This window comes from Falsiroseomonas sp. (assembly GCF_051860665.1).
In the GTDB taxonomy this organism is placed as follows: Bacteria; Pseudomonadota; Alphaproteobacteria; order Acetobacterales; family Acetobacteraceae; genus Falsiroseomonas.
Genome location: NZ_JBHYDM010000015.1, coordinates 24,153 through 49,757, shown reverse-complemented (window position 1 = coordinate 49,757; position 25,605 = coordinate 24,153). Strand labels below are relative to the sequence as shown.

25 protein-coding genes are annotated in these 25,605 nt (G+C 70.1%); 12 read left to right on the top strand and 13 right to left on the bottom strand.

The features are described from left to right. Positions 1–100: 100 nt before the first annotated feature. Positions 101–967: a restriction endonuclease gene (locus ACTIF1_RS16145; RefSeq protein WP_439597469.1), complete on the top strand. Its 867-nt coding sequence runs from the start codon at positions 101–103 to the stop codon at positions 965–967. Between the two features lie 53 nt (positions 968–1,020). On the opposite strand, the gene ACTIF1_RS16140 is transcribed toward ACTIF1_RS16145, so the two are convergent. From ACTIF1_RS16140 to ACTIF1_RS16125, 4 genes are all read right to left on the bottom strand, one after another. Beyond that, complete coding sequence (locus ACTIF1_RS16140; protein WP_439597468.1) at positions 1,021–2,217, bottom strand: MFS transporter; 1,197 nt, start codon at positions 2,215–2,217, stop codon at positions 1,021–1,023. A gap of 149 nt (positions 2,218–2,366) precedes the next feature. Continuing rightward, complete coding sequence (locus ACTIF1_RS16135) at positions 2,367–3,572, bottom strand: SGNH/GDSL hydrolase family protein (RefSeq protein ID WP_439597467.1); 1,206 nt, start codon at positions 3,570–3,572, stop codon at positions 2,367–2,369. Positions 3,573–3,614: 42 nt separating this feature from the next. Then, entirely contained in the window at positions 3,615–6,437 is a 2,823-nt protein-coding gene (gene polA / locus ACTIF1_RS16130; RefSeq protein ID WP_439597466.1) for a DNA polymerase I, read from the bottom strand. A 4-nt stretch (positions 6,438–6,441) separates the two neighbouring features. Beyond that, positions 6,442–6,666: a zinc-finger domain-containing protein gene (locus tag ACTIF1_RS16125; RefSeq protein WP_439597465.1), complete on the bottom strand. Its 225-nt coding sequence runs from the start codon at positions 6,664–6,666 to the stop codon at positions 6,442–6,444. A gap of 91 nt (positions 6,667–6,757) precedes the next feature. On the opposite strand from ACTIF1_RS16125, the gene ACTIF1_RS16120 reads away from it, so the two are divergent. After that, positions 6,758–7,753, top strand: coding sequence for an alpha/beta fold hydrolase (locus ACTIF1_RS16120; protein ID WP_439597464.1), 996 nt, complete (start codon positions 6,758–6,760; stop codon positions 7,751–7,753). 3 nt (positions 7,754–7,756) lie between these two features. Here ACTIF1_RS16120 and ACTIF1_RS16115 read toward each other — a convergent pair whose 3' ends face one another. Both ACTIF1_RS16115 and ACTIF1_RS16110 read right to left on the bottom strand, forming a co-directional pair. Further along, positions 7,757–8,911, bottom strand: coding sequence for a 2-methylaconitate cis-trans isomerase PrpF family protein (locus ACTIF1_RS16115; RefSeq protein ID WP_439597463.1), 1,155 nt, complete (start codon positions 8,909–8,911; stop codon positions 7,757–7,759). Continuing rightward, a complete protein-coding gene (locus tag ACTIF1_RS16110; RefSeq protein WP_439597462.1) occupies positions 8,911–10,089 on the bottom strand; it encodes an enolase C-terminal domain-like protein in 1,179 nt (392 codons plus the stop codon). The genes ACTIF1_RS16115 and ACTIF1_RS16110 overlap by 1 nt, the downstream gene beginning before the upstream one ends. A gap of 79 nt (positions 10,090–10,168) precedes the next feature. On the opposite strand from ACTIF1_RS16110, the gene ACTIF1_RS16105 reads away from it, so the two are divergent. Together ACTIF1_RS16105 and ACTIF1_RS16100 are read left to right on the top strand one after the other, a co-directional pair. Continuing rightward, positions 10,169–10,945 (top strand): enoyl-CoA hydratase/isomerase family protein, encoded by a 777-nt coding sequence (locus ACTIF1_RS16105; protein WP_439597461.1) that lies wholly within the window; start codon positions 10,169–10,171, stop codon positions 10,943–10,945. A 45-nt stretch (positions 10,946–10,990) separates the two neighbouring features. Next, a complete protein-coding gene (locus tag ACTIF1_RS16100; protein ID WP_439597460.1) occupies positions 10,991–11,965 on the top strand; it encodes a Bug family tripartite tricarboxylate transporter substrate binding protein in 975 nt (324 codons plus the stop codon). Positions 11,966–12,018: 53 nt separating this feature from the next. Here the strand turns inward: ACTIF1_RS16100 and ACTIF1_RS16095 are convergent, their stop codons facing one another. From ACTIF1_RS16095 to ACTIF1_RS16080, 4 genes are read right to left on the bottom strand one after another with little or no spacing between them, the layout of a single operon-like run. Continuing rightward, positions 12,019–13,692, bottom strand: a complete 1,674-nt coding sequence (locus ACTIF1_RS16095) for a gamma-glutamyltransferase family protein (protein ID WP_439597459.1) — start codon at positions 13,690–13,692, stop codon at positions 12,019–12,021. 6 nt (positions 13,693–13,698) lie between these two features. Then, positions 13,699–14,679 carry a hydroxyacid dehydrogenase gene (locus tag ACTIF1_RS16090; RefSeq protein WP_439597458.1) on the bottom strand — a complete coding sequence of 327 codons (981 nt, stop codon included), beginning with the start codon at positions 14,677–14,679 and terminating at the stop codon, positions 13,699–13,701. Positions 14,680–14,689: 10 nt separating this feature from the next. Next, positions 14,690–15,283, bottom strand: a complete 594-nt coding sequence (locus ACTIF1_RS16085; protein ID WP_439597457.1) for a thiamine pyrophosphate-dependent enzyme — start codon at positions 15,281–15,283, stop codon at positions 14,690–14,692. 5 nt (positions 15,284–15,288) lie between these two features. Beyond that, positions 15,289–15,840, bottom strand: coding sequence for a thiamine pyrophosphate-binding protein (locus tag ACTIF1_RS16080; protein WP_439597456.1), 552 nt, complete (start codon positions 15,838–15,840; stop codon positions 15,289–15,291). A 63-nt stretch (positions 15,841–15,903) separates the two neighbouring features. On the opposite strand from ACTIF1_RS16080, the gene ACTIF1_RS16075 reads away from it, so the two are divergent. Both ACTIF1_RS16075 and eutC read left to right on the top strand, forming a co-directional pair. Then, positions 15,904–17,259, top strand: a complete 1,356-nt coding sequence (locus ACTIF1_RS16075) for an ethanolamine ammonia-lyase subunit EutB (protein WP_439597455.1) — start codon at positions 15,904–15,906, stop codon at positions 17,257–17,259. Continuing rightward, complete coding sequence (eutC, locus tag ACTIF1_RS16070; RefSeq protein ID WP_439597454.1) at positions 17,256–17,993, top strand: ethanolamine ammonia-lyase subunit EutC; 738 nt, start codon at positions 17,256–17,258, stop codon at positions 17,991–17,993. Before ACTIF1_RS16075 ends, eutC begins: the two co-directional genes overlap by 4 nt. Here the strand turns inward: eutC and ACTIF1_RS16065 are convergent. From ACTIF1_RS16065 to ACTIF1_RS16055, 3 genes are all read right to left on the bottom strand, one after another. Beyond that, entirely contained in the window at positions 17,975–18,304 is a 330-nt protein-coding gene (locus tag ACTIF1_RS16065) for a cupin domain-containing protein (protein ID WP_439597453.1), read from the bottom strand. The two genes, eutC and ACTIF1_RS16065, sit on opposite strands and share 19 nt — an antisense overlap. Next, positions 18,301–19,659 carry an amidase gene (locus tag ACTIF1_RS16060; protein WP_439597517.1) on the bottom strand — a complete coding sequence of 453 codons (1,359 nt, stop codon included), beginning with the start codon at positions 19,657–19,659 and terminating at the stop codon, positions 18,301–18,303. Before ACTIF1_RS16060 ends, ACTIF1_RS16065 begins: the two co-directional genes overlap by 4 nt. A 65-nt stretch (positions 19,660–19,724) precedes the next feature. After that, positions 19,725–19,880, bottom strand: coding sequence for a hypothetical protein (locus tag ACTIF1_RS16055; protein WP_439597452.1), 156 nt, complete (start codon positions 19,878–19,880; stop codon positions 19,725–19,727). 145 nt (positions 19,881–20,025) lie between these two features. Here ACTIF1_RS16055 and ACTIF1_RS16050 point away from each other — a divergent pair, with 145 nt between their 5' ends. The 6 genes from ACTIF1_RS16050 to ACTIF1_RS16025 all read left to right on the top strand — a co-directional run bounded on the left by ACTIF1_RS16050 (position 20,026) and on the right by ACTIF1_RS16025 (position 25,564). Beyond that, the gene (locus ACTIF1_RS16050) at positions 20,026–21,033 is read left to right on the top strand and encodes a TRAP transporter substrate-binding protein (protein ID WP_439597451.1); all 1,008 of its coding nucleotides are present in this window, start codon (positions 20,026–20,028) and stop codon (positions 21,031–21,033) included. An 80-nt stretch (positions 21,034–21,113) separates the two neighbouring features. Then, complete coding sequence (locus ACTIF1_RS16045) at positions 21,114–21,629, top strand: TRAP transporter small permease (RefSeq protein ID WP_439597450.1); 516 nt, start codon at positions 21,114–21,116, stop codon at positions 21,627–21,629. A 6-nt stretch (positions 21,630–21,635) separates the two neighbouring features. After that, positions 21,636–22,934: a TRAP transporter large permease gene (locus ACTIF1_RS16040; protein WP_439597449.1), complete on the top strand. Its 1,299-nt coding sequence runs from the start codon at positions 21,636–21,638 to the stop codon at positions 22,932–22,934. A gap of 5 nt (positions 22,935–22,939) precedes the next feature. Then, positions 22,940–23,809 (top strand): SMP-30/gluconolactonase/LRE family protein, encoded by an 870-nt coding sequence (locus tag ACTIF1_RS16035; RefSeq protein ID WP_439597448.1) that lies wholly within the window; start codon positions 22,940–22,942, stop codon positions 23,807–23,809. Positions 23,810–23,820: 11 nt separating this feature from the next. After that, on the top strand, positions 23,821–24,657 hold the full coding sequence (locus ACTIF1_RS16030) for an NAD-dependent epimerase/dehydratase family protein (protein WP_439597447.1): 837 nt from the start codon (positions 23,821–23,823) through the stop codon (positions 24,655–24,657). Between the two features lie 64 nt (positions 24,658–24,721). After that, on the top strand, positions 24,722–25,564 hold the full coding sequence (locus tag ACTIF1_RS16025) for an aldose epimerase (RefSeq protein WP_439597446.1): 843 nt from the start codon (positions 24,722–24,724) through the stop codon (positions 25,562–25,564). The last annotated feature ends 41 nt before the right edge of the window (positions 25,565–25,605 follow it).

The following is a 25,605-nucleotide window of genomic DNA, read 5'->3' as shown; positions in this document are numbered from 1 at the left end:
CGGATACATCTTCCGCGTAACACCTTCTTGCCATATCCTGCTGCGGAACTGGTACACTCGGCGAATTTCCCCAAAAGAAGTCGACGAAGGACGGAAATAGTTGAGCTCGCTTACGCCCTCCGAGATAAAGCTGATTACAGACTGCCTGGAGTATCCGCGCGGGCCAGGTTACGTGCTTGATCTGTCTGACCGTTCGATTCGTGGGTTTTTTGGTGAAATGGATATTGACATCGATAATCCAATATACGCCAAAAATGGACCCTCCAAGGGCAATCGGGTCCGCACCCTCCTTAAGACGACGGACGATGCGACTGCAGCCCAAATTCTAAAAAAACTTTGGTCACACAGGGAACACATCATTGCCAGCTTGGGCGCAGCTGACCCTGTCGCCCATGCCCAAGGTCGTTTTCTCACCTTGATCCAGCGCCTGAAAGAGACCGACGGAGGTGGCGTTCCGCCGTTTGTCTTGCCTCCGCCAGAAAACTACGTGCTTGACGCACTCCAGGCTGAGCTGTTGCGCATCAGGCAGTTGGCCCCTCAGACGAGGGGTCTTGAGTTCGAGAAGTTTCTGACCCAGTATTTCCGGAATTCGGGGCTCGACCCACGAGAGCCGTTTCGCAATCGCGGCGAGCAAATTGATGGTAGTTTTCTGCTGGGGAGCAACACCTATCTTGTAGAGGCAAAATATAAAGCGCATCCAACCGGGGTCGGGGATCTGCACTCATTCCACGGAAAGGTCACTGACAAAGCAACGTGGGCGCGAGGTCTGTTCATCGCCTTTGAAGGCTTCACAGAGGAAGGCCTGGATGCTTTTGGGCGAGGAAAGGCGATTATCCTGATGGCTGGCTTCGAGATCAACGAAGCGCTCAGCCGGCGTATCCCGCTTCGCGAGATTGTCGAACGCAAAGCACGGGCGGCTGCCGAAAATGGTCGCCCCTTTAACTCAATAAAAGATTTATTTCTTTAATGGTTTCGAGCGCCTGTCCCGCCCCCCGTATTTCCTGACCCTCTTACAAAAATCTACCGCCGCATCTCCTGCACCAGCGCCATCCCCGCCGTCGCCAGCATGAAGGCGCCGCCCAGCACGAAGACCGCCTCCGGCCGCCCGCTATCCACCAGCCAGCCGAAGACCGGCGGCGCGATCATGCCGCCGATGTTGAAGCCGGTGGAGACAATGCCGAAGACGGCGCCCGCCTGTCCCGGCGGCGCCGCCGCGCGCACCATCATGTCGCGGGACGGCATGCAGAGGCCGGTCAGCGTCCCCGCCGCGCCCAGCACCCCCACCACCAGCCAGGCCGGCATCGCCAACAGCCCCACGGCCAGGGTCAGCACCCCGGCCAGGCCGAAGCCGCCCATCGCCACCAGCCCGTGCCGCTTGGCCCGGTCCGCCAGCGCCCCGCCGATCAGCACCCCGCCGGCGGACCCTGCCAGCAGCGCCGTCAGGGCGACGGAGGCCATGCCCAGCCCCATCGCCCCGGCCGCCACCAGGGCGGCTATGGCGAAGGCGTTCATGCCGCCGACGGAGAGCGAGATCAGCACGAAGAAGCCGGTCAGGGAGATCACCGCCGGGTTCAGCACCCGCGTCGGCTGCCCCTCCACCGGCTTCACCGGCACACCCTTCACCGGGTCCGGCGGGCAGGTGGCCAGGACCCAGGCGGCGACCACCCAGGCAATGCCCCCCGCCACCAGCAGCGCCCCCGAAAGCCCCAGCCAGGCGGCCAGCCCCAGCATCATAAAGGGCGCCACCGCGCCCCCGGCGAAGCCGGCAAAGGTGTGCAGCGAAAAGGCCCGCCCCATGCGCGGCCCGGCCATCACCGTATTGAGGATGGCATAGTCCGCAGGGTGGTAGACCGCATTGGCCAGCCCCGCGAGCGCCCCCGCCACGAGCACCATCGCATAGCTCGGCACCAGCCCCACCAGCCCGAAGGCCGCGCCCCCCACCACCAGCCCCGCCGCCAGCACCCGCCGCGGCCCGATCCGGTCGACCAGGAAACCCATCGGCGCCTGGGTGAGGGCGGATACGATGCTGAACAGCGTGATCGCCAGCCCCAGCTCGATGAAGCTGACGCCGAGGCGCGTCTGCAGCAGCGGGAACAGCGGCGGCAGCACCAGGATATGCAGGTGGCTCACCGCATGCGCGGCGCCGATGGCGCCCAGCGTGCGCCGCTCCGGCCGCGTCCAGCCCAGCGGCGCGGCATCCTGCAGGATCGCGGACATCAGATCTGCACGCCCTTCGAGCCCAGGCTTGGCATGGCGCATCCTCGCGTATTTTGCCGGAGCATATGGGCCGGCCTGGCCATCCGACCAGCCGCGCCCGGCCGGGGTCAGACCGGCGGCCGCCGCATCACCCGCGCATCACCCGCGGCTCACTCGTAGCCGATCTTGCCGGTCGCGACGAAGTCGGCGGGCGGCGCCAGCCTGGCCCGCGCCGCCCGCAACCGCGCATCCGGGATCAGCGCGCCGAGTTCCACCGCCTCCGGCAGCATGCGCCGCATCGGGATCGGGCCGCGCGGTCCGCGGGCGACGAAGCCCGCGATCATCAAACCGGGGCTGTCACCCGCCGAGGCCGGGATGCCCACGGAGAAAGCGGCCGGCCCATCGGCCGAAAGGGTGAGTTCGATCTCGCCATCGGCCGCGCCCACCGGGGCGGGCAGCGGAAAGATGCCCAGGGTCATCTTGACCGCCGGATCCTCCGTATAATTCCTGCTGGTGATGCCGAGGCAGGTCGTGGCCGCGCCGGTGCCCGCGCCGGTGCCAGCGTCGCTGATCGACAGCACGCCGCGGCAGCGCGCGTAGTCGGCGACGAGGGAGGTGAGCTCCCAGCCCGCCGGGATCCTCGTGCGCAACCTCGTCTCGCCCGTCACATGCACGAATTTCGCCTCCACCATGGCGGTCTCGCGGTGCAGGGTCGGATATCCCTCGAACAGCGTCCCGGCGGGCAGGAAGCGGTAGTCGTGCCCCTTGGTCATGGTCAGCGGCGCATCGAAGTCGATGGGCATGGCCCAGAGCTGCCGCAGCGCGTCCCCCAGCTCCTCGCCGATGAAGCGGGCGACCTCGTTGGTGAAGTGCATCCGGTCCTTGAACAGGCCGGGCGCCGGCGCCTCCGGATCCACCGCCAGCAGGCGGTTCAGGAAGGCATAGCCGTCGAAGAAGGGAAGGCCATGGCGTTCCGCGATCTTCGTATAGAGCTGGCGGATGGCCCGGCCATCCGGCATCAGGTTGACGATCGGCAGGATGGTGAGGATGGGCAGGCAGCCGGCGCGGGAGATCTCGGAGACGGCGCCGGTCAGCCCCTCCAGAACCCGCTCCCGGTCCAGGCGCCGACCCGTCAGCAGCGCGCCCTCATTCGGCGCGAAGTCCAGGATGCAGAGGTCGAAGGCCGCGAAATCCAGGCCGGGCTTGCGGAAGGAGAAAAGGTCGCTGGTGCAGAAGCCCAGCGCCCGGTTCTCCACCGACTGGAACCAGGGGTCGCGCGCCAGCGCCCCCGCATAGCTGCCGGCGCCCGCGCTGTTCGAGGTGCCGATGACGCAGGCCCTCGGCTTCGGCCGGATCTCCATGGCGGGTGGCGGCATCGGTCTTTCCGTGGGCGATGGGGGTCTGCTGCCTGGCCCGGCTCAATGCGCCTCGGACCAGGAGGCGCCGTGGCCGATCTCGACCGAGAGCGGCACGGAAAGCTGCGCCACGCCTTCCATGATCCGCTTCACCAGGGCGGAGGTCGCCTCCACCTCCGCCGCCGGCACCTCGAAGACCAGCTCGTCATGCACCTGCAGCAGCATGCGCGCGCCGAGGCCGGCCTCGCGCAGTGCCAGCGGCAGGCGCACCATGGCCCGCTTGATCACCTCCGCCGCGCCGCCCTGGAAGGGGGCGTTGATCGCCGCGCGCTCCGCCCCGCCGCGCCGCACGGGGTCCTTGGACGCGATATCGGCGATCCACAGCTTGCGGCCGAAGGGCGTGGTCACATAGCCGTTGGTGCGGGCATCCTCCTTCAGCTTTTCCATGCTGGCGCGGATGCCGGGGTACTGGGCGAAATAGGCATCGATGATGGCGCGGGCCTCGCCCGGCGAGATGCCGAGGCGCGCTGCCAGGCCGAAGGCGGACATGCCGTAGATGATGCCGAAGTTGATCGTCTTGGCCCGCCGCCGCGCTTCCTTGTCCACCGCCTCCGGCGCCAGGTGGAAGATGTCGGCGGCCGTGCGGGAATGGATGTCCTGGCCGCTGGCAAAGGCTTCCTTCAGCGCGGGGACGTCCGCCAGGTGGGCCAGGATGCGCAGCTCGATCTGGCTGTAGTCGGCGGCCAGCAGCACATTCCCGGGCTCCGCCACGAAGGCGCGGCGGATGCGGGCGCCTTCCTCCGTGCGGACGGGGATGTTCTGCAGGTTCGGATCGGTGGAGGACAGCCGCCCGGTGGAGGTCACCGCCATGGCGAAGTCGGTATGCACGCGCCCCTGGGCATCCGCCGCCTGGGCCAGCGCGTCCACATAGGTGGATTTCAGCTTGGCGATCTGCCGCCAGTCCAGCACGCGGCGCGGCAGGGCATGGCCTTGCGCGGCCAGCTCCTCCAGCACGCTGGCATCCGTGCCCCAGGCGCCGGTCAGCTTGCTGCGCTTGCCGCCGGGCAGTTTCTGCTCGTCGAACAGGATTTCGCCGAGCTGCTTGGGCGAGCCCACATTGAAGGGCTTGCCCGCCAGCTCATGGATCTCCCGCTCATACCGCGCCAGCTTTTCCGTGAAGTCGGCGCCGATGCGCGAAAGCTCCGCGGCGTCGATCTTGATGCCGGCCAGCTCCATGTCACGCAGCACGGGCACCATGCGGCGCTCCACCTGCTCGTAGAGCGTCAGCGCCCGCGCCTGGCGCAGTTCCGGCCGCAGCGCCTGCCACAGCCGCAGCGTCACATCGGCATCCTCCGCCGCATAGGCGGTGGCCTTGTCCAGCGTCACCTTGCCGAAGGGGATGCGGTTGCGGCCGGTGCCGGTCACGCTGTCATAGCTGATGCAGTCATGCCCCAGATGGAGCCTGGCCAGCTCATCCATGCCATGCCCGTGCTTGCCGGCGCGCAGCGCATAGGACATCAGCATGGTGTCATCGACGGGCGCCACCGCGATGCCGACCCGGCACAGCACCTCCAGGTCGTATTTCGCGTTGTGCAGCACCTTGAGGACCGCCGGGTTCTCCAGCAGCCCGCGCAGTTCCTCCAGCGCGGATTCGGGCGCGATCTGCTCCGGCGTGCCGCTGCCCATCAGGTCGCCGCTGCCCTCATGCCGCAGCGGCACATAGCAGGCGCGGCCCGGCGCCGTGGCGATCGAGAAGCCGACCAGCTGGGCCTTCATGGCGTTCAGATTGTCGGTCTCGGTGTCGAAGCCGATCACGCCGACGGCCTCGGCCTCCGCCACCCAGGCCTTCAGCGCATCGAGCGTGGTGACGGTCTCATAGCCCGTGAAGGGCGGTGCCTCCGCCGGTGCGACGGGGGCCGCGGGCGCCTGGCTCGGCAAGGGCGGGCGATAGCCGTTGCTGCGCGTGACCGCGCTGGCATCGCCCAGGCCGAGGCGGGCCAGCAAACTCCGAAAACCGTTGTCGCGCAGGAATTTCTCCAGCGTCACCGGATTCGGCGCGCGGGCCTCCATCTTGGTGATCGGGCAGGGCAGCGGGGCGTTCGCATCCAGCTGCACCAGGCGCTTGCTGATGCGCGCCTTCTCGGCGTTCTGCTCCAGCGCCTCGCGCCGCTTCGGCTGCTTGATTTTTTGCGTATTGGCCAGAAGCGTTTCGAGGTCGCCGTATTCGTTGATCAGCTGGGCGGCGGTCTTGATGCCGATGCCGGGCACGCCGGGGACATTGTCCGTGCTGTCGCCGGCCAGCGCCTGCACCTCCACCACCTTGTCCGGCGTCACGCCGAATTTCTCGAGCACCTCGGGCTCGCGGATCGGCTTCTGCTTGATCGGGTCCAGCATCTGCACGCCGGGGCCGACCAGCTGCATCAGGTCCTTGTCGGAGGAGACGATGGAGACGCTGCCGCCCTCCGCCACGAAGGCCTTGGCATAGGCCGCGATCAGGTCATCCGCCTCGAAGCCCGGCTGCTCCGCCTGGCAGACGCCCAGGGCCTCCGTCGCCTCCCGGATCAGCGCGAATTGCGGGATCAGTTCCGGCGGCGGCTCCGGCCGGTGCGCCTTGTAGTCCGGGTAGAAATCATTGCGGAAGGTCAGCCGCGCGCTGTCGAAGACCACGGCGATATGGCTGGCGGCGTGGCGCGACAGGAACTGGGACAGCATCTGGGTGAAGCCGAAGACGGCATTCACATGCGTCCCGTCCGGCCTGGTCATCGGCGGCAGGGCGTGGAAGGCGCGAAAGATATAGCCCGAGCCGTCGACCAGGATCAGCCGCTTCTCCCCCGGCGCCACCGGCGGGACGGCTTCCTCGGCGGTGGCGGGGGTGGCGTCGCTCATGGGATCAATGCCCGTGGTCTTCACCCGCCCCCTCGGCCAGCACATAGGTGCGGGAGCAATAGGGGCAGGTCACCTGCCGGTCCTCGATGCGCAGATAGACCAGCGGATGGCCCAGCGCGCCGCCGCCGCCATCGCAGCCGACGGTGCGGGAGGTGGCGGGCAGGGTGTCCACCGGCGTGACGCCGGGCAGGGCGACCGGGGTATAGCCGGTGAGGCGGGCATCGCGCATGGCGGTCCTCGGGGGGTCTGGTGGCAGGACGGGGAACATAGGGGGGCCGAGGGCGATGGACCAGCCCGGGCCCCCGCGCTACCGATCGGGGATGCGCAGCCTCGCCATCCTCCTGGCCCTGCTCCTGGCCGCCTGCACCCCGGTGGTGATGCCGATGGGCCCGGCCATCGCCCCGCCCAGCCTGGCGGAGGATGCGGTGGTGGCCGCCGATGGCGCCCGGTTGCCGATGCGCGCCTTTCCGCCGGAGGGGCCGCCGCGGGCCGTGCTGCTGGCGCTGCATGGCTTCAACGACCATTCGGGCAACTTCCTGGCCGATAGCATCGGCCCGCTGAACGCGGGGGGGCTGCTGGTCTATGCCTATGACCAGCGCGGCTTCGGCCGGTCCCCCAACCGTGGCTATTGGCCCGGGGAGGCGACGCTGGCCGCGGATGCCGCCACCGCCGCCCGCCTGCTGCGCGCCCGCCACCCGGACCTGCCGCTGTTCCTGATGGGGGAGAGCATGGGCGGTGCGGTGGCGGTGGTGGCCGGCACCAGCGCGGAGCCGCCGCCGGTCGATGGCTATATCCTGCTGGCCCCGGCGCTCTGGGGCCGGGCCAGCATGAATGCGGTGATGCGCGGCGGGCTCTGGGTGGCGGCGCGGACCATGCCGGTGCTCGGCTTCCAGGGCGGGGTGGGGGGCGTGGTGGCCAGCGACAATATGGCGGCGCTGCGCCGCCTGGGGCGGGACCCGCTGGTGCTGCGCAGCACCCGCGTGGATGCCGCGGTGGGGCTGGTGGACCTGATGGATGCGGCCACCGCCGCCCTGCCCACCTGCTGCCGCGATGCGGAGCAGCGGGCGGTGCCGGTGCTGCTGCTCTATGGCGACAAGGACACGTTGATCCCCGCCCGCCCGGTCCGCGCCGCCCTGCGCCGCCTGCCACCGGACAGCCCGGTGCGCATCGGCATCCATGAGGAAGGCTTTCATCTGTTGCTGACCGACAGCAACCGGGCGGCGGTGGTCGGCGACATTCTGGCCTTCACCGCCGATCCCGCGGCGCCGCTGCCCTCCGGCGCCGACCGTTTTGCTCCGGGCTGGCTGGCGCGCTGAAGCTCAGCCCGGAATCCAGACCCGCCCATCGAAGAGCCGCCGCGCCGTGCGGTAGAAGGACCCGGCGCGGGCGACCCATTGCCCCGCCTCCTGCACCACATCGGCGCCCACCGTCAGCACGCCGGAGGGCATGCCGATGCGGATCGGGCCCAGAGCCTGTCCCTCGGACGCCACCGGCCCGAGGCACTCCGCCACCAGCGTTCCCGCGATGCGCGCGGCGACGGCGGTACACAGCGAGCCGGTCAGCGGCAGCGCCCGGTGCGGCTGGCCGTTCGAGATGATGCGCGCGGCCAGGTCGATCTGATCCGCCGCGATGGTCTCCCCCGACAGGGTCGGCGCCTCGGCCGGCGGGCTGACGAAGCCGATATAGGGCACGGAGCTGATCGCCTTGGCCGCCGCCAGGTCGGCGCCGATGCCCATGCGGATCGAGGCCTGCAGGCGGATCGCGTCCAGCAGCGCCAGCACATCCGGCCGCGCCTCCAGCTCCTCCGGCAATTCGCGGCCCGTCAGCCCGATATCCCGCGCGCGCACGAAGGCGCTGGCATTCGCCGCATCGACGAGCGAGGCCTCGATGCGCCCGAACCCCGGCACCTCCAGCACATCCCGCACCTGGCCGGAGGGCAGCAGCCGCCCGGTGGTGGCGCCGCCCGGCTGCACGAAATCCAGCCGCACTGGCGCCCCGGTGCCGCCGACGCCGGGGATGGCGAGGTCGCCCAGAACCTTGGCGCGGCCATCCTCCACTTCGAAGCTGTTGTGGATGATCTTCTTCGTATTGGTGTTGTAGATGCGGACGGTGGCCTGCGTGCCATTCGGCCGCACCAGCCCCTCATCCACCGCGAAGGGGCCGACGGCGGAGCTCATATTGCCGCAATTGCCCTTCCAGTCGACGCGCGCCTCCCGGATCAGCACCTGGGCAAAGGTGTAGTCGATATCGGCATCGTCACGCTCGGACGGTGCCAGCACGCAGATCTTGGAGAGCGAGGAGACGCCGCCGCCCATGCCGTTGAGCTGGCGGCCGTAAGGATCGGGCGTGCCCAGCGCGGCCATGAAGATCGCGTCCCATTCCGCGCGATCCGCCGGCAGGTCGCGGGCGTGGAACATGATGGCCTTGCTGGTGCCGCCGCGCATGAAGACGGCGGGGATGGCGCGCTGCGGCATCAGGCGAGGCCCTTGAAGACGTTGTGCAACGCGTTCTTGGCCTCGAAGCCGATGCCCGGAATGCTTGGCATCGCCACGCGCCCCTCCACCACCGGCACGTCATCCGCAAAGCCGCCAAACGGGGCAAAAACCTCGGGGTAGCTCTCATTGCCGCCCAGCCCGAGCCCCACCGCGATATTCAGCGCAAACTGGTGCCCGCCATGCGGCACGCAGCGGCGGCGGGACCAGCCATGGGAAGCCAGCATGTCGAGCGTCCGCAGATATTCGCAAAGCCCGTAGGACAGCGCCGGGTCCATCTGCAGGATGTCGCGATCCGGCCGCAGCCCGCCGTGGCGGATCAGGTTGCGCGCATCCTGCATCGAGAACAGATTTTCCCCTGTTGCGATCGGCGGGGCGTAGTGTTCGGCCAGCGTCGCATGGGTGGCGTAGTCGAGCGGGTCGAGCGGTTCCTCGTACCAGCGCAGCTTCATCGGCGCCAAGGCCTCGGCATAGGCCAGCGCGGCCGGCAGGTCGAAGCGGCCGTTCACATCCACCGCCAGCCGGCTGCCATCGCCACCCAGCAGCGCGACCACCGCCTCGATCCGCTCGATGTCCTCGGACAGCGCATCGGCCAGCGCGGTGCCGGGGGCGCCGCCGATCTTCATCTTCACGGTCGCATAGCCCATGCCGAGGTAGCGCTTCATCTCCTCGACCAGCGCATCCACGCCCTTGCCGGGGTAGTAGTAGCCGCCGGCGGCATAGACCCAGGCGGCGGAATCGGCCGTGCCGCCATTGTACCGATCCGCCAGCAGCCGCCACAGCGGCACACCCTCCAGCTTCGCGGCCGCATCCCAGAGCGCCATGTCCAGCACGCCGACGGCGACGCTGCGCTCCCCATGCCCGCCGGGCTTCTCGTTCTTCATCATGGTGGCCCAGGCGCCCTGCGGGTTCAGCCTTCCGTCCGGGGCCGTGACCTGCGCCTCCGTCGCCTCCAGCAGCCGCGGCACGAAGCGCTCGGCCAGCAGGCCGGGCTGGGCATAGCGGCCATTGGAGTTGAAGCCGTAGCCGGTGGCGCGCTTGCCATCGCCCTCGACGGTCACCGCGACGATGGAGGCGGTCATTTTCGAGAAATCGATATAGGCATTGGCGATGTCGCTCGCGATCGGCGCGATGCCCTGCTTGACGCTGACGATACGCATTCTTGTCGGCCTCCATCCGCTCGCCGGACTTGTCGCCCCCCGCGCCCTGGCCGCACAAGGGGGGACCAAGGAGGAAACCATGCCCGATATCCTGCACGAGACCCGCGGCCCCGTGGCCTGGACCACGCTGAACCGCCCGGACCAGCGCAACGCCCTGACCTTCGAAATGTATGAGGGCCTGTTCGAACAGGCCGCCGCCGTCGCGGCGAATCCCGACATCCGCTGCTGGGTCATCACCGGCGCCGGCGGCAAGGCCTTCGCGGCCGGCACCGATATCAGCCAGTTCCAGCACTTCTCCACCGGCCAGGATGCGCTGGACTATGAAAGCCGCATCGACCGGGTGCTGTCGGCGGTGGAGGATTGCCCGAAGCCCGTCATTGGCGCCATCGCCGGCGCCTGCGTCGGCGGGGGCCTCGGCATCGCCGGCGTCTGCGACCTGCGCATCGCCAGCGCCAATGCCCGCTTCGGCGTTCCGGTGGCGCGCACCCTGGGCAATACCCTCTCCACCATGAACATCTCGCGATTTGCCGCGCTGATCGGGCCGGCCAAGCTGAAGGACCTGATCTTCACCGCCCGGCTGATGGATGCGCCCGAGGCCCTGGCCGCCGGCTTCATCTCCGAGATGCTGGAGACGCCCGAAGCCCTGGCGGAGCGGGCGGAAAAGCTGGCGGTGGAGATCGCCGGCATGGCGCCGCTGACCCTGCGCGCCACCAAGGTGGCGCTGAAGCGCCTGCGCCTGGCCGGCGGCACCATCGAGGGCGACGACCTGGTGACCATGTGCTTCGGCAGCCATGACTTCCGGGAGGGGGTTGAAGCCTTCCTCGCCAAGCGGAAGCCGGTCTGGACGGGCCGGTAGCCCCGCGCCATCCTCCGGTCAGAAGAAAAAACCGGAGGAAACACCATGATTTCGCGACGCAGCCTCTGGGCCGCGACGGGCGGCCTTGCCCTGCCGATGCCCGCCTGGGCGCAACCGGCCGCCTATCCCACCCGCACCGTCACCCTGCTGATGGGTTTTGCCCCGGGCGGCGGCACGGACATCATCTCCCGCCTCCTGCAGCCTGCCTTGCAGGAGGATTTCGGCCACCCGGTCGCGATCGAGAGCCGCCCCGGCGGGTCCGGCACCATCGCGGCGACGGCGAATGCGCGCGGCCGGCCGGATGGCTACCAGATGCTGATGACCACCGTCAGCGCCTCCGCCGTCGTGCCGCCGACGATGAAGCCGCCGCCCTTCGACATCATCGCGGACCAGACCGCGGTGGTGCTGGCGGGCACGGTGCCGCTGGTGGCGGTGGTGCCGCTGGATTCGCCGGCGCAGGATTTTCCCGGCTTCATCGCCCATGCGCGGGCCAATCGCGGGAAGCTGAACTACTCCTCCTCCGGCGTCGCGACGCAGCAGCACCTGGCGGCGGCCGCGCTCAGCTTCGCCGCCGGGCTGGACATGACCCACATTCCCTTCCGCGGCACCGGCCAGGCGGTGAACGAGATCCTGGCCGGGCGCATCGATATCGCCATCGACACGCTGCCCACCTACCTGCCGCATATCCGCGCCGGCCGCGTGCGCGCGCTGGCGACGACGCTGCCCCAGCGCGTGCCGACGCTGCCCGATGTGCCGACCATCGCCGAAAGCGGTTTTCCGGACTTTGATGCCGCCGTCTGGTACATGGTGATGGGCCCGCCCGGCCTGCCTTCCACCATCAGCGAGCGCTGGGTGCAGGCGGTGAACAAGGCCCTGGCCGATCCCGGCCTGCGCCAGCGCGTGCTGGATGCCGGCTATATCCCCGGCGGCGGCACCAGCGCCGATGCCGCGGCCCTGCTGCGCCGCGACGCCGCGAAATACGCCGAGGTGATCCGCCGCGCGAACATCACCTTCGACTGAGCCGTATCTCCCTCCCCCGCAGCGCGGGGGGGGGGGGGGGCCCCCCGGCCCCCTCAATCCCCCGCCGCCACCCCATCCCGCCGCGGATCCGCCGCACCCTCCAGCCTTCCATCCGGCAGCCGCCGGATCACCTGCAATCCGGTGTTCATCACCACCACCCGCGGCGCATGGCCCAGCGCCTGCAAGGCGGGCGCCAGATCCGCCAGTGGCGTGCCCTGTTCCAGCTCCTCCACGCCGTTCTGCGCGCCGATCCGTGGCCGGGCCGTGGCGCGTTCGGCATCGCCGCCGAAGACCAGCACCTCGATCACCGCGGCGGCCACCGCATCCGGAATGCGCGCGCCGCCGCCGGCGCCCAGCACCAGCTCCGGCCGTCCATCCGCGCCGAAGACCATGGTCGGCGCCATGGTGGTGACGGGCCGCTTGCCCGGCGCCAGGCGGTTCTGCGCCGGCGCCTCCGCCATGCCGGGACTGGCGGAAAAATTGGTCATGCCATTGTTCAGCGTGACCCCCATGGCCAGCAGCTCGGCGCCGAAATTCAGGTTGTTGGTGGTGGTGAAGGACACGGCATTGCCGGCGGCGTCGAGGATGGCGAGCTGCGTCGTCGCCGTCTCCGCCATCGGGTCGCTGGGCGTGGGCAGGGCGCCGTGGCGCTCCGCCGGCGTGCCGGGCACCACCGTTTCCATGGCGCGCGCCGGCCCGGCGAGCGCCGCGCGGGCATCGAGGTAGTCGCGCGCCAGCAGCCCGGCCTGCGGCACCGCCACCTGGTCTGGGTCGCCCATCCAGCGGCGGCGGTCGGCGGTGGCGAGCCGGCTGGCCTCGAGGAAGATATGCGCCGCCTCCGCGCTGTCGCGCGCAACCGCCGCGATGCCCAGCCGCTCCGCCAGGCCCAGCGTCTGCAGCACCGCGACGCCGCCGGAGGAGGGCGCGGCGGCGGTGCAGATGCGCCTGGCCAGGACCTCGGCGCAGATCGGCGCGCGTTCGACGGCGCGATAGGCGGAAAGGTCGGCCAGCGTCATCCAGCCCGGCACCGCATGCGTCTGCACCGCCTCCACCACGGCGCGGCCGAGCGTGCCGCCATAGAGCGTGGCCGGGCCTTCCGAGGCCAGCAGGCGCAGCGCCGCCGCCTGGTCCGGATTGCGGAAGGGCGCGCCGGCGGCCAGCGGCTGGCCTTCCGCATCGAAATACAGCGCGCGGATCGCGGGGATGCGGGCCAGTTCCGCCGCGCGGTTGCGGATCACCTGATGCAGATAGGGCGGCAGGGGGAAGCCCCGCTCCGCCAGGTCGATGGCGGGTCGGAACAGATCCGCCCAGGGCAGCCTGCCATGCGCCGCATGTGCCAGCGCCAGGGCGGCGATCGTGCCCGGCACCGCCACGGCGCGGCCGGAGCGGGCGACGGTGGCGGGCCCCACGCCGCCCGCCGTCAGCCGGTCCGCGCTCGCCGCCGGCGCGCTGGCGATCCCCTCATAGTAGCGCAGCCGTTGCGCGCCCTGGTCCCAGACCAGGATGAAGGCGCCGCCGAGCACGCCGCTGGCATGCGGCTCCGCCACCGAAAGCGCCGCCTGCGCCGCGATCGCCGCATCCACCGCGGACCCGCCGGCGCGCAGCATGGCGAGTGCCGCTTCCGTGGCATGCGGGCTGGCGGTGGCGGCCATCTGGCGCGTGGCGCGCGCCGGCTCCGCCGCGGCAGGTCCGGCGAGGATCAGGAAGGCGAGCAGCAGGCGGCGCATGGCGTGTCAGTTCCTTCGGGGCAGGACCTCGGGATTCACGATCACATCCGGGTCCAGCGTGCCGGCGAAGCAGGCCAAAGCGGCCGCCGCGCTGTCCAGCGCCATGCGCCGCAGCCCCTCCGCCGTGCTGGCGGCGACATGCGGCGTCATGATCAGGTTGGGGGCGGAGAGCAGGCTGATCGGCGCCTCCACCGGCTCCTCCTCGAAGACGTCGATCCCGGCGGCGGAGAGATGCCCGGCGCGCAGCGCGGCTTCCAGCGCCACCTGGTCGACGATGGTGCCGCGTGCGGTATTCACCAGCACGGCGCCCTTCTTCATGCGGGCCATGAAGGCGCCGTCGATCATGTTGCGCGTGGCGGGGCCGCTCGGCACGTGGACGGTGACGATATCCGCCTCCGCCGCCGCCGTCGCGGCATCGTCCACCGGTTCGAAGCCGAGGCCGCGGATGCTGCCCTTCGCCACATTCGGGTCGCGCACCAGCACGCGCATGCCGAAGGCGGCGCAGAGCTTCGCCACGCGCGTGCCGATGCGGCCGAAGCCGACCACCAGCACGGTCTTGCCTTGCAGGTCGAAGGTCGGAAGGTTCGGCTGCGCGCCCCAGACCGGCGTCGGCTCGCGCAGATTGGCGTTGAAGCTGGTCAGCTTGCGGGCGCAGGCCAGCATCATCATCAGCGCGTGCTCGGCGACGGACACCGCATTGGCCTCCGGCGTGATGGCCAGCGGGATGCCGCGCTCGGTCAAGGCGGGGACATCGACGATGTCGTAGCCGACGCCGTGGCGGACGAGGATCTTCAGGTTGGTGCAATGCGCGAGAAAGGCGCGGTCGATGCGGAGGGTGCGCACGATCAGCGCATCCGCCTTCGGCAGATTGGCGGCGAGGCTCTCGGGCGAGAGGTCCATCAGCACGTCGACGGTGACGCCCGGCGTCGCCCGCATCTTGGCGATGGCTTCCTCGTGGATCGGGCGGACGCAGATCACATGCGGCATGGTCGGGCTTTCACAGCTGGTGGTGGGCGGCGGGGCCGAGCAGGGCCTCGCGGAAACGCGCCTGCAGGATGGCGCCATCCCGCGGCGGCAGCACCAGCGGCAGGTTGCCCGGCGCGATTTTTGCGACAGCAAATACGTGTCCGGTTCCGGCGTGGATCTCGCTGCGCAGCGTCGGCACCTGCTCCAGCGTGGTCAGCGTGCGTGCATTGGCGAGGCCGGCGCCGCGCGCCATGGCGGCCAGGTCCACGCCATGCCGCGTCGCCGTCTCCTGGTTCCCCGTCTCGCTGTAATGCTCGTTGTCCAGCACCACGACGGAGAGGTTGGCCGGCTTCTTCACCGCGATGGTGGCCATGGCGCCCAGCGCCATCAGCATCTCGCCATCCCCCGTGATCACCAGCACCTTGGCCGAGGGCTGCGCCAGGGCCAGGCCGAGGCCCATCATCGCCGCGCCGCCCATGCCGCCCCAGAGCGGCAGATTGCGGGGATGGTCCCCGATGGCGGTGATGTCCCAGGCGGAGGCGCCGAGGCCCGCGATCACCAGCAGCTCGCCACGGTCTTCCAGCAAAGCGCGCACCACGTCGCGCCGGTTCGGATAATCGGCCATGCGCCTCAGTCCTTCCCGAAGGTCTTGGCGCCGATCAGGCGCTGGCCCAGCAGCGTCGCCGCGGGCCGAAAGGTGTTGAAGGCGAGGCGCAGCGTCGCATCGACGGTGGCCGCCACATCCTCCGGCCGGTCGGCACGGTGCACGATGGTGCCCATCGCCTCCAGCACCGCCGGCGTCGCCTGGCCCATCGGGATCTGCGCCGGATTGAACTCGGCGAAATCGCCGCGCATGGTCACGATCATCGGCAGCGGCGTGCGATGGATGTGTGAGAGCGACAGCATGTTGATGCAATTGCCCACGCCGGAGGACTGCATCAGCAGCACGCCCTTCACGCCGCCCAGCCAGGCGCCGCAGAGCAGTGCCACACCCTCCTCCTCCGTCGTCAGGGTGACGACGGTCATCTCATTGTCCGCCAGGCAGCGCTTGATCAGCCGGCTGTGCCCGGCATCGGGCACCAGGGCCACCTGGGTGATGCCATTGGCCTTCAGCGTGTCGTAGATGGCATCCGGCCATGCGGCCGCCGCATCCGGGCGCATTTCCAGTTTTGCGCGATCCATGCCGTTCCTCCGTTTCTGTGGCATCCTCCCCCCGGTGGCTCCAACTGGCAAGGCGAGGGCGGCATGGGATTCTCGGCGGTGGTGGGCGGGACGCGGCATGTGTTTGCCGATCTGCGCCAGCTCCTGGCCTGCGCCACCCCCTTCCGGTCCGGCGATGCCCTGGCCGGCATCGCGGCGGAGAGTGCGGCGCAGCGCGTGGCGGCGCAGCGGGCCCTGGCGGACCTGCCGTTGCGCCATTTTCTGAACGAGGCCGTGGTGCCCTATGAGGCGGATGAGGTCACGCGGCTGATCCTGGACGGCCACGACGCCGCCGCCTTCGCGCCCGTCGCGCATCTGACGGTCGGCGGCTTCCGCGACTGGCTGCTGGAAGCGGCGCCGGAGGCGGTGACCGCCCTCGCCCCCGGCCTGATGCCCGAGATGGTGGCGGCGGTGTCCAAGATCTGCCGGCTGCAGGACCTGGTGGCGATCGGGGCGAAATGCCGCGTGGTGACGAGGTTTCGCAATACGATCGGCCTTCCCGGCACGCTCTCCATCCGCCTGCAGCCGAACGACCCGGTGGACGATCCGAAGGGCATCGCGGCGCAGGTGCTGGACGGCCTGCTGCTGGGCGCGGGGGATGCCGTCATCGGCGTGAATCCCGCCACCGACAATGTCGACAATCTCTGCCGTGTGCTCGGCCTGCTGGATGCGGTGCGGGATCGCTACGCCATCCCGACCCAGTCCTGCGTGCTGGCCCATGTCACCACCACCCTGCTGGCCATGCAGCGCGGCGCGCCGGTGGACCTGGTCTTCCAGTCCATCGGCGGTACCCAGGGCGTGAACGAGAGCTTTGGCGTCTCCCTCTCCCTGCTGGCGGAGGCGCATGAGGCGGCGCTGTCGCTGAAGCGCGGCACCTTGGGCGACAACTGCATGTATTTCGAGACCGGCCAGGGCAGCGCGCTCTCGGCCGATGCGCATCACGGCGTGGACCAGCAGACGCTGGAAGCCCGCGCCTATGCCGTGGCGCGCCGGTTCCGCCCGCTGCTGGTGAACAGCGTGGTCGGCTTCATCGGCCCCGAATACCTCTTCGACGGCAAGCAGATCACCCGCGCGGGGCTGGAGGACCATATGTGCGGCAAGCTGCTCGGCCTGCCGATGGGGGTGGATGTCTGCTACACCAATCACGCCGAGGCGGACCAGGACGACATGGATGCGCTGCTGACGCTGCTGGGCGTGGCGGGCGTCACCTATGTGATGGGCGTGCCGGGCGCGGACGACACCATGCTGGCCTACCAGTCCACCTCCTTCCACGACGGCCTCTATATCCGCGCCGCGCTCGGCAAGTCGCCGGCGCCGGAATTTCTCGAGTGGCTGCAACGGATGGGCCTGTCTGACCGGACGCCGGACCGCCTGCCCATGGCGGTGGCGGGGCTGCTGTGAGCGCGCCGACCCTCTGGCGCGACCTGCGCCGCCACACCGCGGCGCGCGTGGCGCTCGGCCGCGTCGGCCACGGCCTGCCGACCGCGGCGCATCTCGATTTCCAGGAGGCGCATGCCCAGGCGCGCGACGCCGTCTGGTCGACGCTCGATGTGCCCGCGCTACGCGATGCGCTCGGCGCGCAGGTGGTGGCGAGCGCCGCGCCGGATCGCCGGACCTATCTGCTGCGCCCCGATCTCGGCCGCCGCCTGGCGCAGGGCGCCACCTTCACGCCGCGCCCCGGCTGCTTCGCCATCGTGGTGGCGGATGGACTCTGCGCCACCGGCGTGCAGGCCCAGGCGCCGGCGCTGGTTGCCGCGCTGACCACGGGCCTGCGGGCGGCCGGATGGGATGTCGCGCCCCCGGTCATCGCCACCCAGGCGCGCGTGGCCATCGGGGATGAAATCGGAGCGGCGCTGGGGGCCGCCATGGTCGCGGTGCTGATCGGCGAAAGGCCGGGCCTCTCGGCGCTGGACAGCATGGGCATCTACCTGACCCACGCTCCCCGCCCGGGCCGCACGGATGCCGAGCGCAACTGCATCAGCAATATCCGCCCCGGCGGGCTGAGCGTGGCGGAGGCGGCGGCAAAGCTGCTGTGGCTGGTCGCCGCCGCGCGCGGCCTGGGGGCCACGGGCGTGGCGCTGAAGGACGAGCAGCCGGCGCGGCCCTTGCTGGAGGGTCAGGCCGGGGGCAGGTGAACCGCCAGCCACAGCGCCTCCGCGCTGGTGGCCTCCACGCGGTGCCGGCAGCCCGCCGGCAGCACCGCCCAATCCCCCGCCGCCATCACCCGTTCCGTGCCGTCGGCAAAGGCCAGCGTGGCGCTGCCGCGCGCCAGGAAGACGAATTCGGCGCTCGGCTGGTCGTACCAGAACCCCTCCGGGCTGGCGGCGCGGTGGGAGGCGATGCGCTCCACCACCACACCGGCCTCCGCCAGCAGCGTGGCGAAGCTCTCGGCGCCCTCGGCCGGGGCCTCGCCGTCCGGCAGGTGGCCGAAGCGCGGGGTGGTCACGCCGCCAGCGCCGCTTCCACCGCCTGCGCCACGGCAAACAGCCGCGCATCGCCGCCATGCTCGCCCATCAGCTGGAAGCCCACCGGCGCCTCCCCGCGCTTGTGGCAGGGCAGGCTGATGGCGCAGCGGTCGAGGAAATTGGCCACCGCCGTATTGCGCAGCAGCAGCAGGTTGATGCGGCCATATTCCGCCTCGTCCTCGATCGCGGTGAGCGCCGGCGGCACCAGCGGGCAGGTGGGGGAGACCACCGCATCGAAGGCCGCCGTGCGCGCCGCAATGGCGGAAATGATGCGCGCCCGGTCCTGGCCGAGCTGGATATACTCCGCCGCCGACATCTGCCCGCCGCGCAGGATCCGCGAAAGAATGCGCTGGTCATAGGCCCCGCGCTGTGCCTCGATCAGCCCGCGATGCCAGGCAAAGGCCTCGGAGGCCGCGAAGCCGCCCGTGGCATTGGCCTTCGGGATCTCCGCCAGCTCCGGCACCACCAGCCTCTCCACCCGCGCGCCGGCCGCCGAGAGTTTTGCCAGTGCCGCCTCGAAGGCGGTGGTCACGGCCGGGTCCCAATTTTCCGTCACATAGCCCTGCAGCACGCCGAGGCGCAGCCCGGCCACCGGCATGGCCGGGGCAGGGGTCCAGCTCTCCTCGCCGGCCATCAGGCTGTCGATCACGGCGCAGCAGGCCACCGAATTGGCGATCGGGCCCAGGCTGTCCAGGGTGAAGGACAGCGGCAGCGTGCCGGTCAGCGGCACCCGCTTCGCGGTCGGCTTCCAGCCGACGATGCCACACAGCGCCGCCGGAATCCGGCAGGACCCGCCGGTATCGGAGCCGAGCCCCGCCAGCCCCATCCCATCCGCCACGGCGACGGCGGCGCCGGAGGAGGACCCGCCCGGCAGCCGCCCCGTCACGCGGTCCCAGGGGCTCAGCGGCGTGCCGTAATGCGGATTGTGGCCGAGGCCGGAGAAGGCGAATTCCACCATGTTGGTGCGGCCCAGCACCACGAAGCCGGCGCGCTGCAACCGGGCGACGCTGGGCGCGGTGGCCTTGGCCGGCGCCACATCCGCAAGCGCCCGGGACCCGCCGCGGGTCTGCTGGCCCGCCTCGTCATACAGGTCCTTGATGCTGATCGGGATGCCGGCCCAGGGGCTCGGCGCACGGCCGGCGGCGCGCAGCGCATCCATGGCGCGCGCCGTGGCCCGCGCGGCTTCGGCCTGCACCAGCAGGAAGGCGCGGGACCCTTCACCGGCCGGATCGGCGATGCGCGCCAGCGCGGCCTCGGTCAGCGCCAGCGCGGTGCTGCGCCCGGCGGCGAGGTCGGCGGCGGCTTCGGCAAGGGTGGCAGGCGGCATGGCAGGGATCATCCGGCAAGGTTCGCCGGGATGCTGCGCAGGATGGCCGGGCGCCGCAAGCGGCCCGGCGCGCGTCAGCCCTGGGCCGGCGGCGCCAGCTGGTCGTTGGCGGGGGGAATTGCGACGATCAGCTCCAGCACCGCCGGATAGACCAGGAAGCCGACCAGCCCGGCCGGCAGCAGGCGCACACCGCCGGCCTCGGCTTCCTCAATCGTGCTGTCCCGGTCCATGCTGCTCTCCACCGCCCCGATACAGCCCAGCGCGGCAGCCGCCCCGGCGTTCCGCGGGGCGAATTGACAAAGCCGCGTGCGACAGTCGTATGATGTCGTATAACCCGGCGCCACAAGGCGGCGGGAGGGGAAGGAGAGGACAACCATGAAAGCGATGCGCGCGATTCGCGCCCAGGCCCTGACCGCGTTCCGCGCCGGGGCCCTGGCCGCCGCCGCCCTGCTGCCCTGGGCAGCGACGCCGGCCACCGCCCAGGAATGGCGCGGCTGGAACATCCATGCGGCGGAGTATCCCAATGGCCAGGGCCTGGATCGCTTCGGCCAGCTGGTCATGCAGCGCACCAACAACCGCATCCGCATGCGCACCTACCACTCCGCGCAGCTCGGCCAGCAGGACGAGGCCATCCAGCAGATGCGGCTGGGCTCCATCGACTTCGGCAATTTCAACCTCTCGCCCTTCAACAACCTGGCGCCGTCCACCAATGTGGTGACGCTGCCCTTCCTGTTCCGCAATGTCGCGCATCTGCATGCCGCGATCGACGGTGCGACCGGGGAGGAGATCGCCAAGGACCTGGAGGCGATCGGCATCATCGCGCTCGCCTGGTATGACGGCGGGGCGCGCAGCATGTACACCATCCGCCCCGTCCGCACGCCGGCCGATCTGCGCGGCATGAAGATCCGCGTGCAAACCAGCGACCTGTGGATCGACCTGGTGCGCGCGCTCGGCGCCAACCCGACGCCGCTGCCCTTCGGCGAGGTCTTTACCAGCCTGCAGTCGGGCGTGATCGACGGGGCGGAGAACAATTTCCCGTCCTATGAGAGCACGCGGCATTTCGAGGTCGCGCGCTTCTACTCCACCACGGAACACTCCAACGTGCCGGAAGTGCTCGCCGTCTCCCGCCAGCGCTGGCAGCGGCTGAACGAGCAGGAGCGCACCATCGTGCGCGACGCCGCGCGCGAAAGCGCCGCGCTGCAGCGGCAATTGTGGGCGGAGCGGGAGCGCGTCTCGCGCCAGCGGGTCGAGGCCGGCGGCGCCACGGTGATCGAGATCACCGACCGCACGCCCTGGTCGTCGCTGATGGAGCCGGTCTACGCGAAATACGCGGCGACGCCGCGGCTGTCCGGCATGGTGCAGGCGATCCGCGCGCTGCCCTGATCGGGTCCCGATATGGGGGGCGGCCATGCCGCCCCCTTTTTCGTCTCCGCCGTTCCTCCGCTGGCTGGGTGCCCGATGCCATGGCAATCTTTTCCCGCATTCTCGATATCTTCTGCCACATCGTCGTCATGGTGGCCGGCATCGCGCTGGTCGGGCTGGTGGCGATGATGGGCTGGATGGTCTTCGGCCGCTATGTGCTGAACGACACGCCCACCTGGATCGAACGCGCCGCCACGCTCTCCATCCTCTGCATCGCGCTGCCGGTCGCCGCCGTCGGCGTCAGGGAGCGTTTCCATCTTTCCGTGCTCGGCTTCCGCGAGAGCCTGCCGCTGCAGGCGCAGCGCTGGATCGCCGTGGGCTGCGATAGCGCCGTCGGCGTCTTCGGCTTCGCCATGATGGTCTATTCGCAGGAACTCGTGGACATGGTCTGGAACTTCAAGATTCCGCTGCTCGGCATCAGCCAGGGCTGGACCTATGTGCCGCTGCAGGTCTGCGGCGGGCTTGTGACGCTTTTCGCCCTCGAACAGGTGCTGCGCGACATCCTGAACAAGGACGGCCCCGAACAGCGCGGCGTGGCCGCGGCCTTCCTGGAGTAGCAGCGCGTGGAATTCGGCCTTCTCCTGATCTTCGGCATCTTCATCCTGGGCGTCGTCGCCGGCGTGCCGGTGGCCTTCGTGCTCGGCATCGCCGCCCTGGTCGGCTTCCTCTATGAGGGCATCAACCCCGCGGTCGCCTTCCAGCAGATGGCCTCGGGCATGAGCATCTTCGCGCTGCTCGCCATCCCCTTCTTCATCTTCGCGGGCGAGTTGATGCTGCATGGCGGCATCGCGCGCCGCCTGGTGGCGCTGGCCTCCGCCGCCGTGGGCTGGATGCGCGGCGGGCTCGGCATGGTCGATGTCTCCACCTCCATGCTCTTCGGCGGCATCTCGGGCTCCGCCGTTGCCGATACCTCGGCCACCGGCGTCATCCTGATCCCGGCGATGAAGGCCAAGGGCTATGGCGTGGACTATGCGGTCTCGCTCACCGTCACCTCCTCCATCGCCGGCATCCTGATCCCGCCAAGCCACAATATGATCCTCTACAGCCTGGCGGCGGGCGGCGGCATTTCCGTCACGGCGCTGTTCATCGCCGGCATCGTGCCGGGGCTGATGATGTGCGGCTTCCTGGCCATCGCCGCCTATGTCATGGCGGTGCGCCGCGGCTATCCGGCGGAGCCCTGGGCCGGCTTCCGCCACCTGATGTGGAAGTTCGTGGATGCGCTGCCGGGGTTGTTCACCGCCTTCATCATCCTGGGCGGCGTGCTGTCCGGCATCTTCACCGTGACGGAAAGTGCCGCCTTCGGCACGCTCTGGGCGCTGCTGGTCACCGTGCTGGTCTATCGCAGCCTCAGCTTCGCGGATTTCAAGGTGGCGGTCGCCGCCAGCGTGCGCACCTCCGCCGTCGTCTTCCTGCTGGTCGGCACCGCCACCGCCTTCGCCTATCTGCTCGCGCTGTATCGCCTGCCGGACCTGCTGACGGAGGGGATGCTGGCCATCAGCTCCAACCCCGTCGTCATCATGCTGATGATCAATGTCTGCCTGCTGCTGCTGGGCTGCGTGATGGACATGGCGGCGCTGATCCTGATCACCACGCCGATCTTCCTGCCGGTGGTGGTGGCGATCGGCGTCGATCCGGTGCAGTTCGGCATGGTGATGATGATGAACCTCGGGCTCGGCCTGACCACACCGCCGGTCGGCGCCGTGCTCTTCGTCGGCTGCGCCATCGGCCGGATCCCGATCGAGGCGGTGATGCGCACCATCTGGCCCTTCTACGGCGCCATCCTGGCCGCGCTGCTGCTGACCACCTATTGGCCCGCCGTGTCCCTGACCCTGCCGCGGCTGCTGCTGGGCTACGAGGGCTGAGCGCGGTGTTCAGCCTTGCCGCCGACCTGCGCGCGCAGGTCGGCGAGAGCCCGGTCTGGGACGCCGCGCGCGGCCTGCTGTGGATGGTGGATATCCTGGCGCCCTGCGTCATCCGCTTCGACCCCGCGACCGGCGTCACCCGCCGCATCCCGGTGCCGGAGGTGTGTGGCAGCCTGGCGCTGTGCCGGTCCGGCGCGCTGCTGGTGGCGCAGCGCGCCAGCCTGGTGCGGCTGGATCCCGCCACGGGAGCCATCACCCCCTTCGCCACCTTAGCGGAGGAACCCGGGGAGAACCGGCTGAACGATGGCAAGGTGGGGCCGGATGGCTGCTTCTGGGTCGGCAGCATGGATGACCGGCCGGAGAAGCACCCCACCGGCCTGCTCTGGCGCATCAAGCCCGATGGCCGTGCGGAGCGCAGGCGGGAAGGGCTGGTCGTTTCCAACGGCCTCGCCTGGTCGCCGGATGGCCGCACCATCTGGCATGCGGACAGCCGCCTTGCGGTGCTGGATTGCGCCGACTTCGATCCCGCCACCGGCAGCACCGGCCCCTGGCGGCGCCTGCGCGACTTCGACGAGGCAACCGGCCGCCCGGATGGCGCGGCCTGCGATGCCCAGGGCAACTACTGGTCCGCCGGCGTCTCCGCGGGTCGGATCAACGTGATCGCACCGGATGGCACGCTCCTGCGCCATTTCGACTTTCCCGTGCCGGCGCCCACCATGCCCTGCTTCGCCGGGCCCGACCTGTCCACGCTTTTCGTCACCAGCCTGCGCGCCGGCAAGGATCCGGCTGCGCTCGCCGCGCATCCCAGCCTCGGCGGGCTGTTCCGCGCCGAGGGCCTGGGCCAGGGTGCGCCCGTTCCGCTTTTTGCCGACTGAGGATCCCTTCCATGTCCAAACCCATCCTGCTGACCGGCGCCTCCGGCAATCTCGGCCGCATGCTGACCAGGGAATTGTCGGCCGCCGGCTATACCCTGCGCCTGACCGACCTCATGCCCTTCCCGGACGCGCTGCCGAAGGGCGCAACCTTCGTGAAGGCGGACCTGACGGAATCGCTCGCCATCGTCCGGCAGGCGGAGGGCTGCGGTACCATCCTGCATTTCGGCGGCGTCTCGGTGGAGAGGCCCTTCGAGGAAGTGGCGGGCCCGAACCTGCACGGCCTCTACCACATCTATGAGGCCGCCCGGCTTTTTGGCGCCCGCGTGGTCTTTGCCAGCTCCAACCACTCCATCGGCTTCCACACGCGCCCGCAGGGCAATGCGGAACGGCTCGACGCCGACTGCGCCTTCCGGCCGGACGGCTATTATGGGCTGTCAAAGGTCTATGGGGAGCTGATGGGGCGGCTCTACTGGGACAAGCACGGGGTGGAGAACGTCAATATCCGCATCGGCTCCTGCTTCCCGAAGCCGATCAACAAGCGGATGCTGGCCACCTGGCTGTCCTATCCCGACCTGGCCCGGCTGATCACCCGCACCATCGAGGCCGAGCGCGTGGGCCATTGCGTGGTCTGGGGCGCCTCGAAAAACCCCGACACCTTCTGGGGCGAGGACCATCGCGACCGGCTGGGCTGGCAGCCGCAGGATACGGCCGAGGATTATCGGGCGGAGGTCGGCACGATCGTCTCCGACGACCCGGTGGAGGAGCGCTACCAGGGCGGTGGCTATTGCTCCATCGAATACTCCCGCAAGGGCGGCTTTTCGCCGCGCGACCAATTCGATCTCGAGTGAGGATTTCCGCGCCCCCGGCCAGCCTTTAGGCTTGCAGGCTGGCGCGGGGGAGCGGGGACGAGGGATGATCCGGATTGCGGCCGGCGATTGGGACGCCAACATCCTGGTCAGCCAGGGCGCGGCCATCGGCGCGCTCTCCTGGCGCGGCATCCCGGTGGTGGAGCCGGTGCCGGAGGGCGAGAGCCCCAATCGCGGCCTGCACAGCGCCTTCCTGATGGCGCCCTGGACCAATCGCCTGGCCGATGGGCGGATCGCCGTCGGCGGCCAGGACTACACCATGCCGATCAACCGGCCGCTGGAAGGCCATGCGCTGCACGGTTTTGTCCGCGATCGCGCCTGGGTGGTGGAAAGCCAGGCGCCCGATCGCACGGTGATGGGCTGCGTCGTCGATCACGCGCCCTTCCGCTGCGCGGCGAGGCTGGAGGTGGCGCTGGCGCCGGAGGGCCTGACCCTGGAACTGGCGCTGACCAATACCGGGGATGAGCCCACCCCCATGGGCATCGGCTGGCACCCCTTCTTCACCCGCCCGCCCGGCACCCGCCTGCGCTTCGCCGCCGAAACCGTCTTCGGCCGCGACGCCCGCAACCTGGCTATCGCACCCCGCCCCAGCGCCGGGCTGAACGGGGGGGAGGAGGTGCTGGCGGGGCTCGACACGCATTTCGCCGGCTGGGATGGCCGCGCGGTGATGACCCGCCCCGGCGGGCCGGACCTGGCGCTGACCGCCACCGGCGACTGGGCCCGCAACCTGCAGGTCTATGCCCCGCGCGGCGTCCCGGTGCTTTGCGTGGAGCCGGTGAGCCATGTGCCGGATGTGGTGAACCGCCCGCATCTGGCCGCCCATGGCGCCATGCATCCGCTGGCGCCGGGCGCGGCGCTGCGCGGCGGGGCAAGCCTGCTATTGGTGTAGGGGCCGCCCCCCCCCTTTCACAACGGCCGCACGTCAGGCCA

What these genes read in the sequence shown, in the direction of transcription:
- ACTIF1_RS16090 (WP_439597458.1), bottom strand. Translation starts at nt 14,679, where the DNA reads ATGCCGCATGTGATCTGCGTCCGCCCGATCCACGAGGAAGCCATCGCC.
- ACTIF1_RS16110 (WP_439597462.1), bottom strand. Translation starts at nt 10,089, where the DNA reads ATGCGTATCGTCAGCGTCAAGCAGGGCATCGCGCCGATCGCGAGCGAC.
- ACTIF1_RS16105 (WP_439597461.1), top strand. Translation starts at nt 10,169, where the DNA reads ATGCCCGATATCCTGCACGAGACCCGCGGCCCCGTGGCCTGGACCACG.
- ACTIF1_RS16135 (WP_439597467.1), bottom strand. Translation starts at nt 3,572, where the DNA reads ATGCCGCCACCCGCCATGGAGATCCGGCCGAAGCCGAGGGCCTGCGTC.
- ACTIF1_RS16125 (WP_439597465.1), bottom strand. Translation starts at nt 6,666, where the DNA reads ATGCGCGATGCCCGCCTCACCGGCTATACCCCGGTCGCCCTGCCCGGC.
- ACTIF1_RS16120 (WP_439597464.1), top strand. Translation starts at nt 6,758, where the DNA reads ATGCGCAGCCTCGCCATCCTCCTGGCCCTGCTCCTGGCCGCCTGCACC.
- ACTIF1_RS16100 (WP_439597460.1), top strand. Translation starts at nt 10,991, where the DNA reads ATGATTTCGCGACGCAGCCTCTGGGCCGCGACGGGCGGCCTTGCCCTG.
- ACTIF1_RS16050 (WP_439597451.1), top strand. Translation starts at nt 20,026, where the DNA reads ATGAAAGCGATGCGCGCGATTCGCGCCCAGGCCCTGACCGCGTTCCGC.
- ACTIF1_RS16030 (WP_439597447.1), top strand. Translation starts at nt 23,821, where the DNA reads ATGTCCAAACCCATCCTGCTGACCGGCGCCTCCGGCAATCTCGGCCGC.
- ACTIF1_RS16025 (WP_439597446.1), top strand. Translation starts at nt 24,722, where the DNA reads ATGATCCGGATTGCGGCCGGCGATTGGGACGCCAACATCCTGGTCAGC.
- ACTIF1_RS16075 (WP_439597455.1), top strand. Translation starts at nt 15,904, where the DNA reads ATGGGATTCTCGGCGGTGGTGGGCGGGACGCGGCATGTGTTTGCCGAT.
- ACTIF1_RS16045 (WP_439597450.1), top strand. Translation starts at nt 21,114, where the DNA reads ATGGCAATCTTTTCCCGCATTCTCGATATCTTCTGCCACATCGTCGTC.
- ACTIF1_RS16115 (WP_439597463.1), bottom strand. Translation starts at nt 8,911, where the DNA reads ATGCCGCAGCGCGCCATCCCCGCCGTCTTCATGCGCGGCGGCACCAGC.
- ACTIF1_RS16085 (WP_439597457.1), bottom strand. Translation starts at nt 15,283, where the DNA reads ATGGCCGATTATCCGAACCGGCGCGACGTGGTGCGCGCTTTGCTGGAA.
- ACTIF1_RS16080 (WP_439597456.1), bottom strand. Translation starts at nt 15,840, where the DNA reads ATGGATCGCGCAAAACTGGAAATGCGCCCGGATGCGGCGGCCGCATGG.
- ACTIF1_RS16055 (WP_439597452.1), bottom strand. Translation starts at nt 19,880, where the DNA reads ATGGACCGGGACAGCACGATTGAGGAAGCCGAGGCCGGCGGTGTGCGC.
- ACTIF1_RS16095 (WP_439597459.1), bottom strand. Translation starts at nt 13,692, where the DNA reads ATGCGCCGCCTGCTGCTCGCCTTCCTGATCCTCGCCGGACCTGCCGCG.
- ACTIF1_RS16140 (WP_439597468.1), bottom strand. Translation starts at nt 2,217, where the DNA reads ATGTCCGCGATCCTGCAGGATGCCGCGCCGCTGGGCTGGACGCGGCCG.
- polA (WP_439597466.1), bottom strand. Translation starts at nt 6,437, where the DNA reads ATGAGCGACGCCACCCCCGCCACCGCCGAGGAAGCCGTCCCGCCGGTG.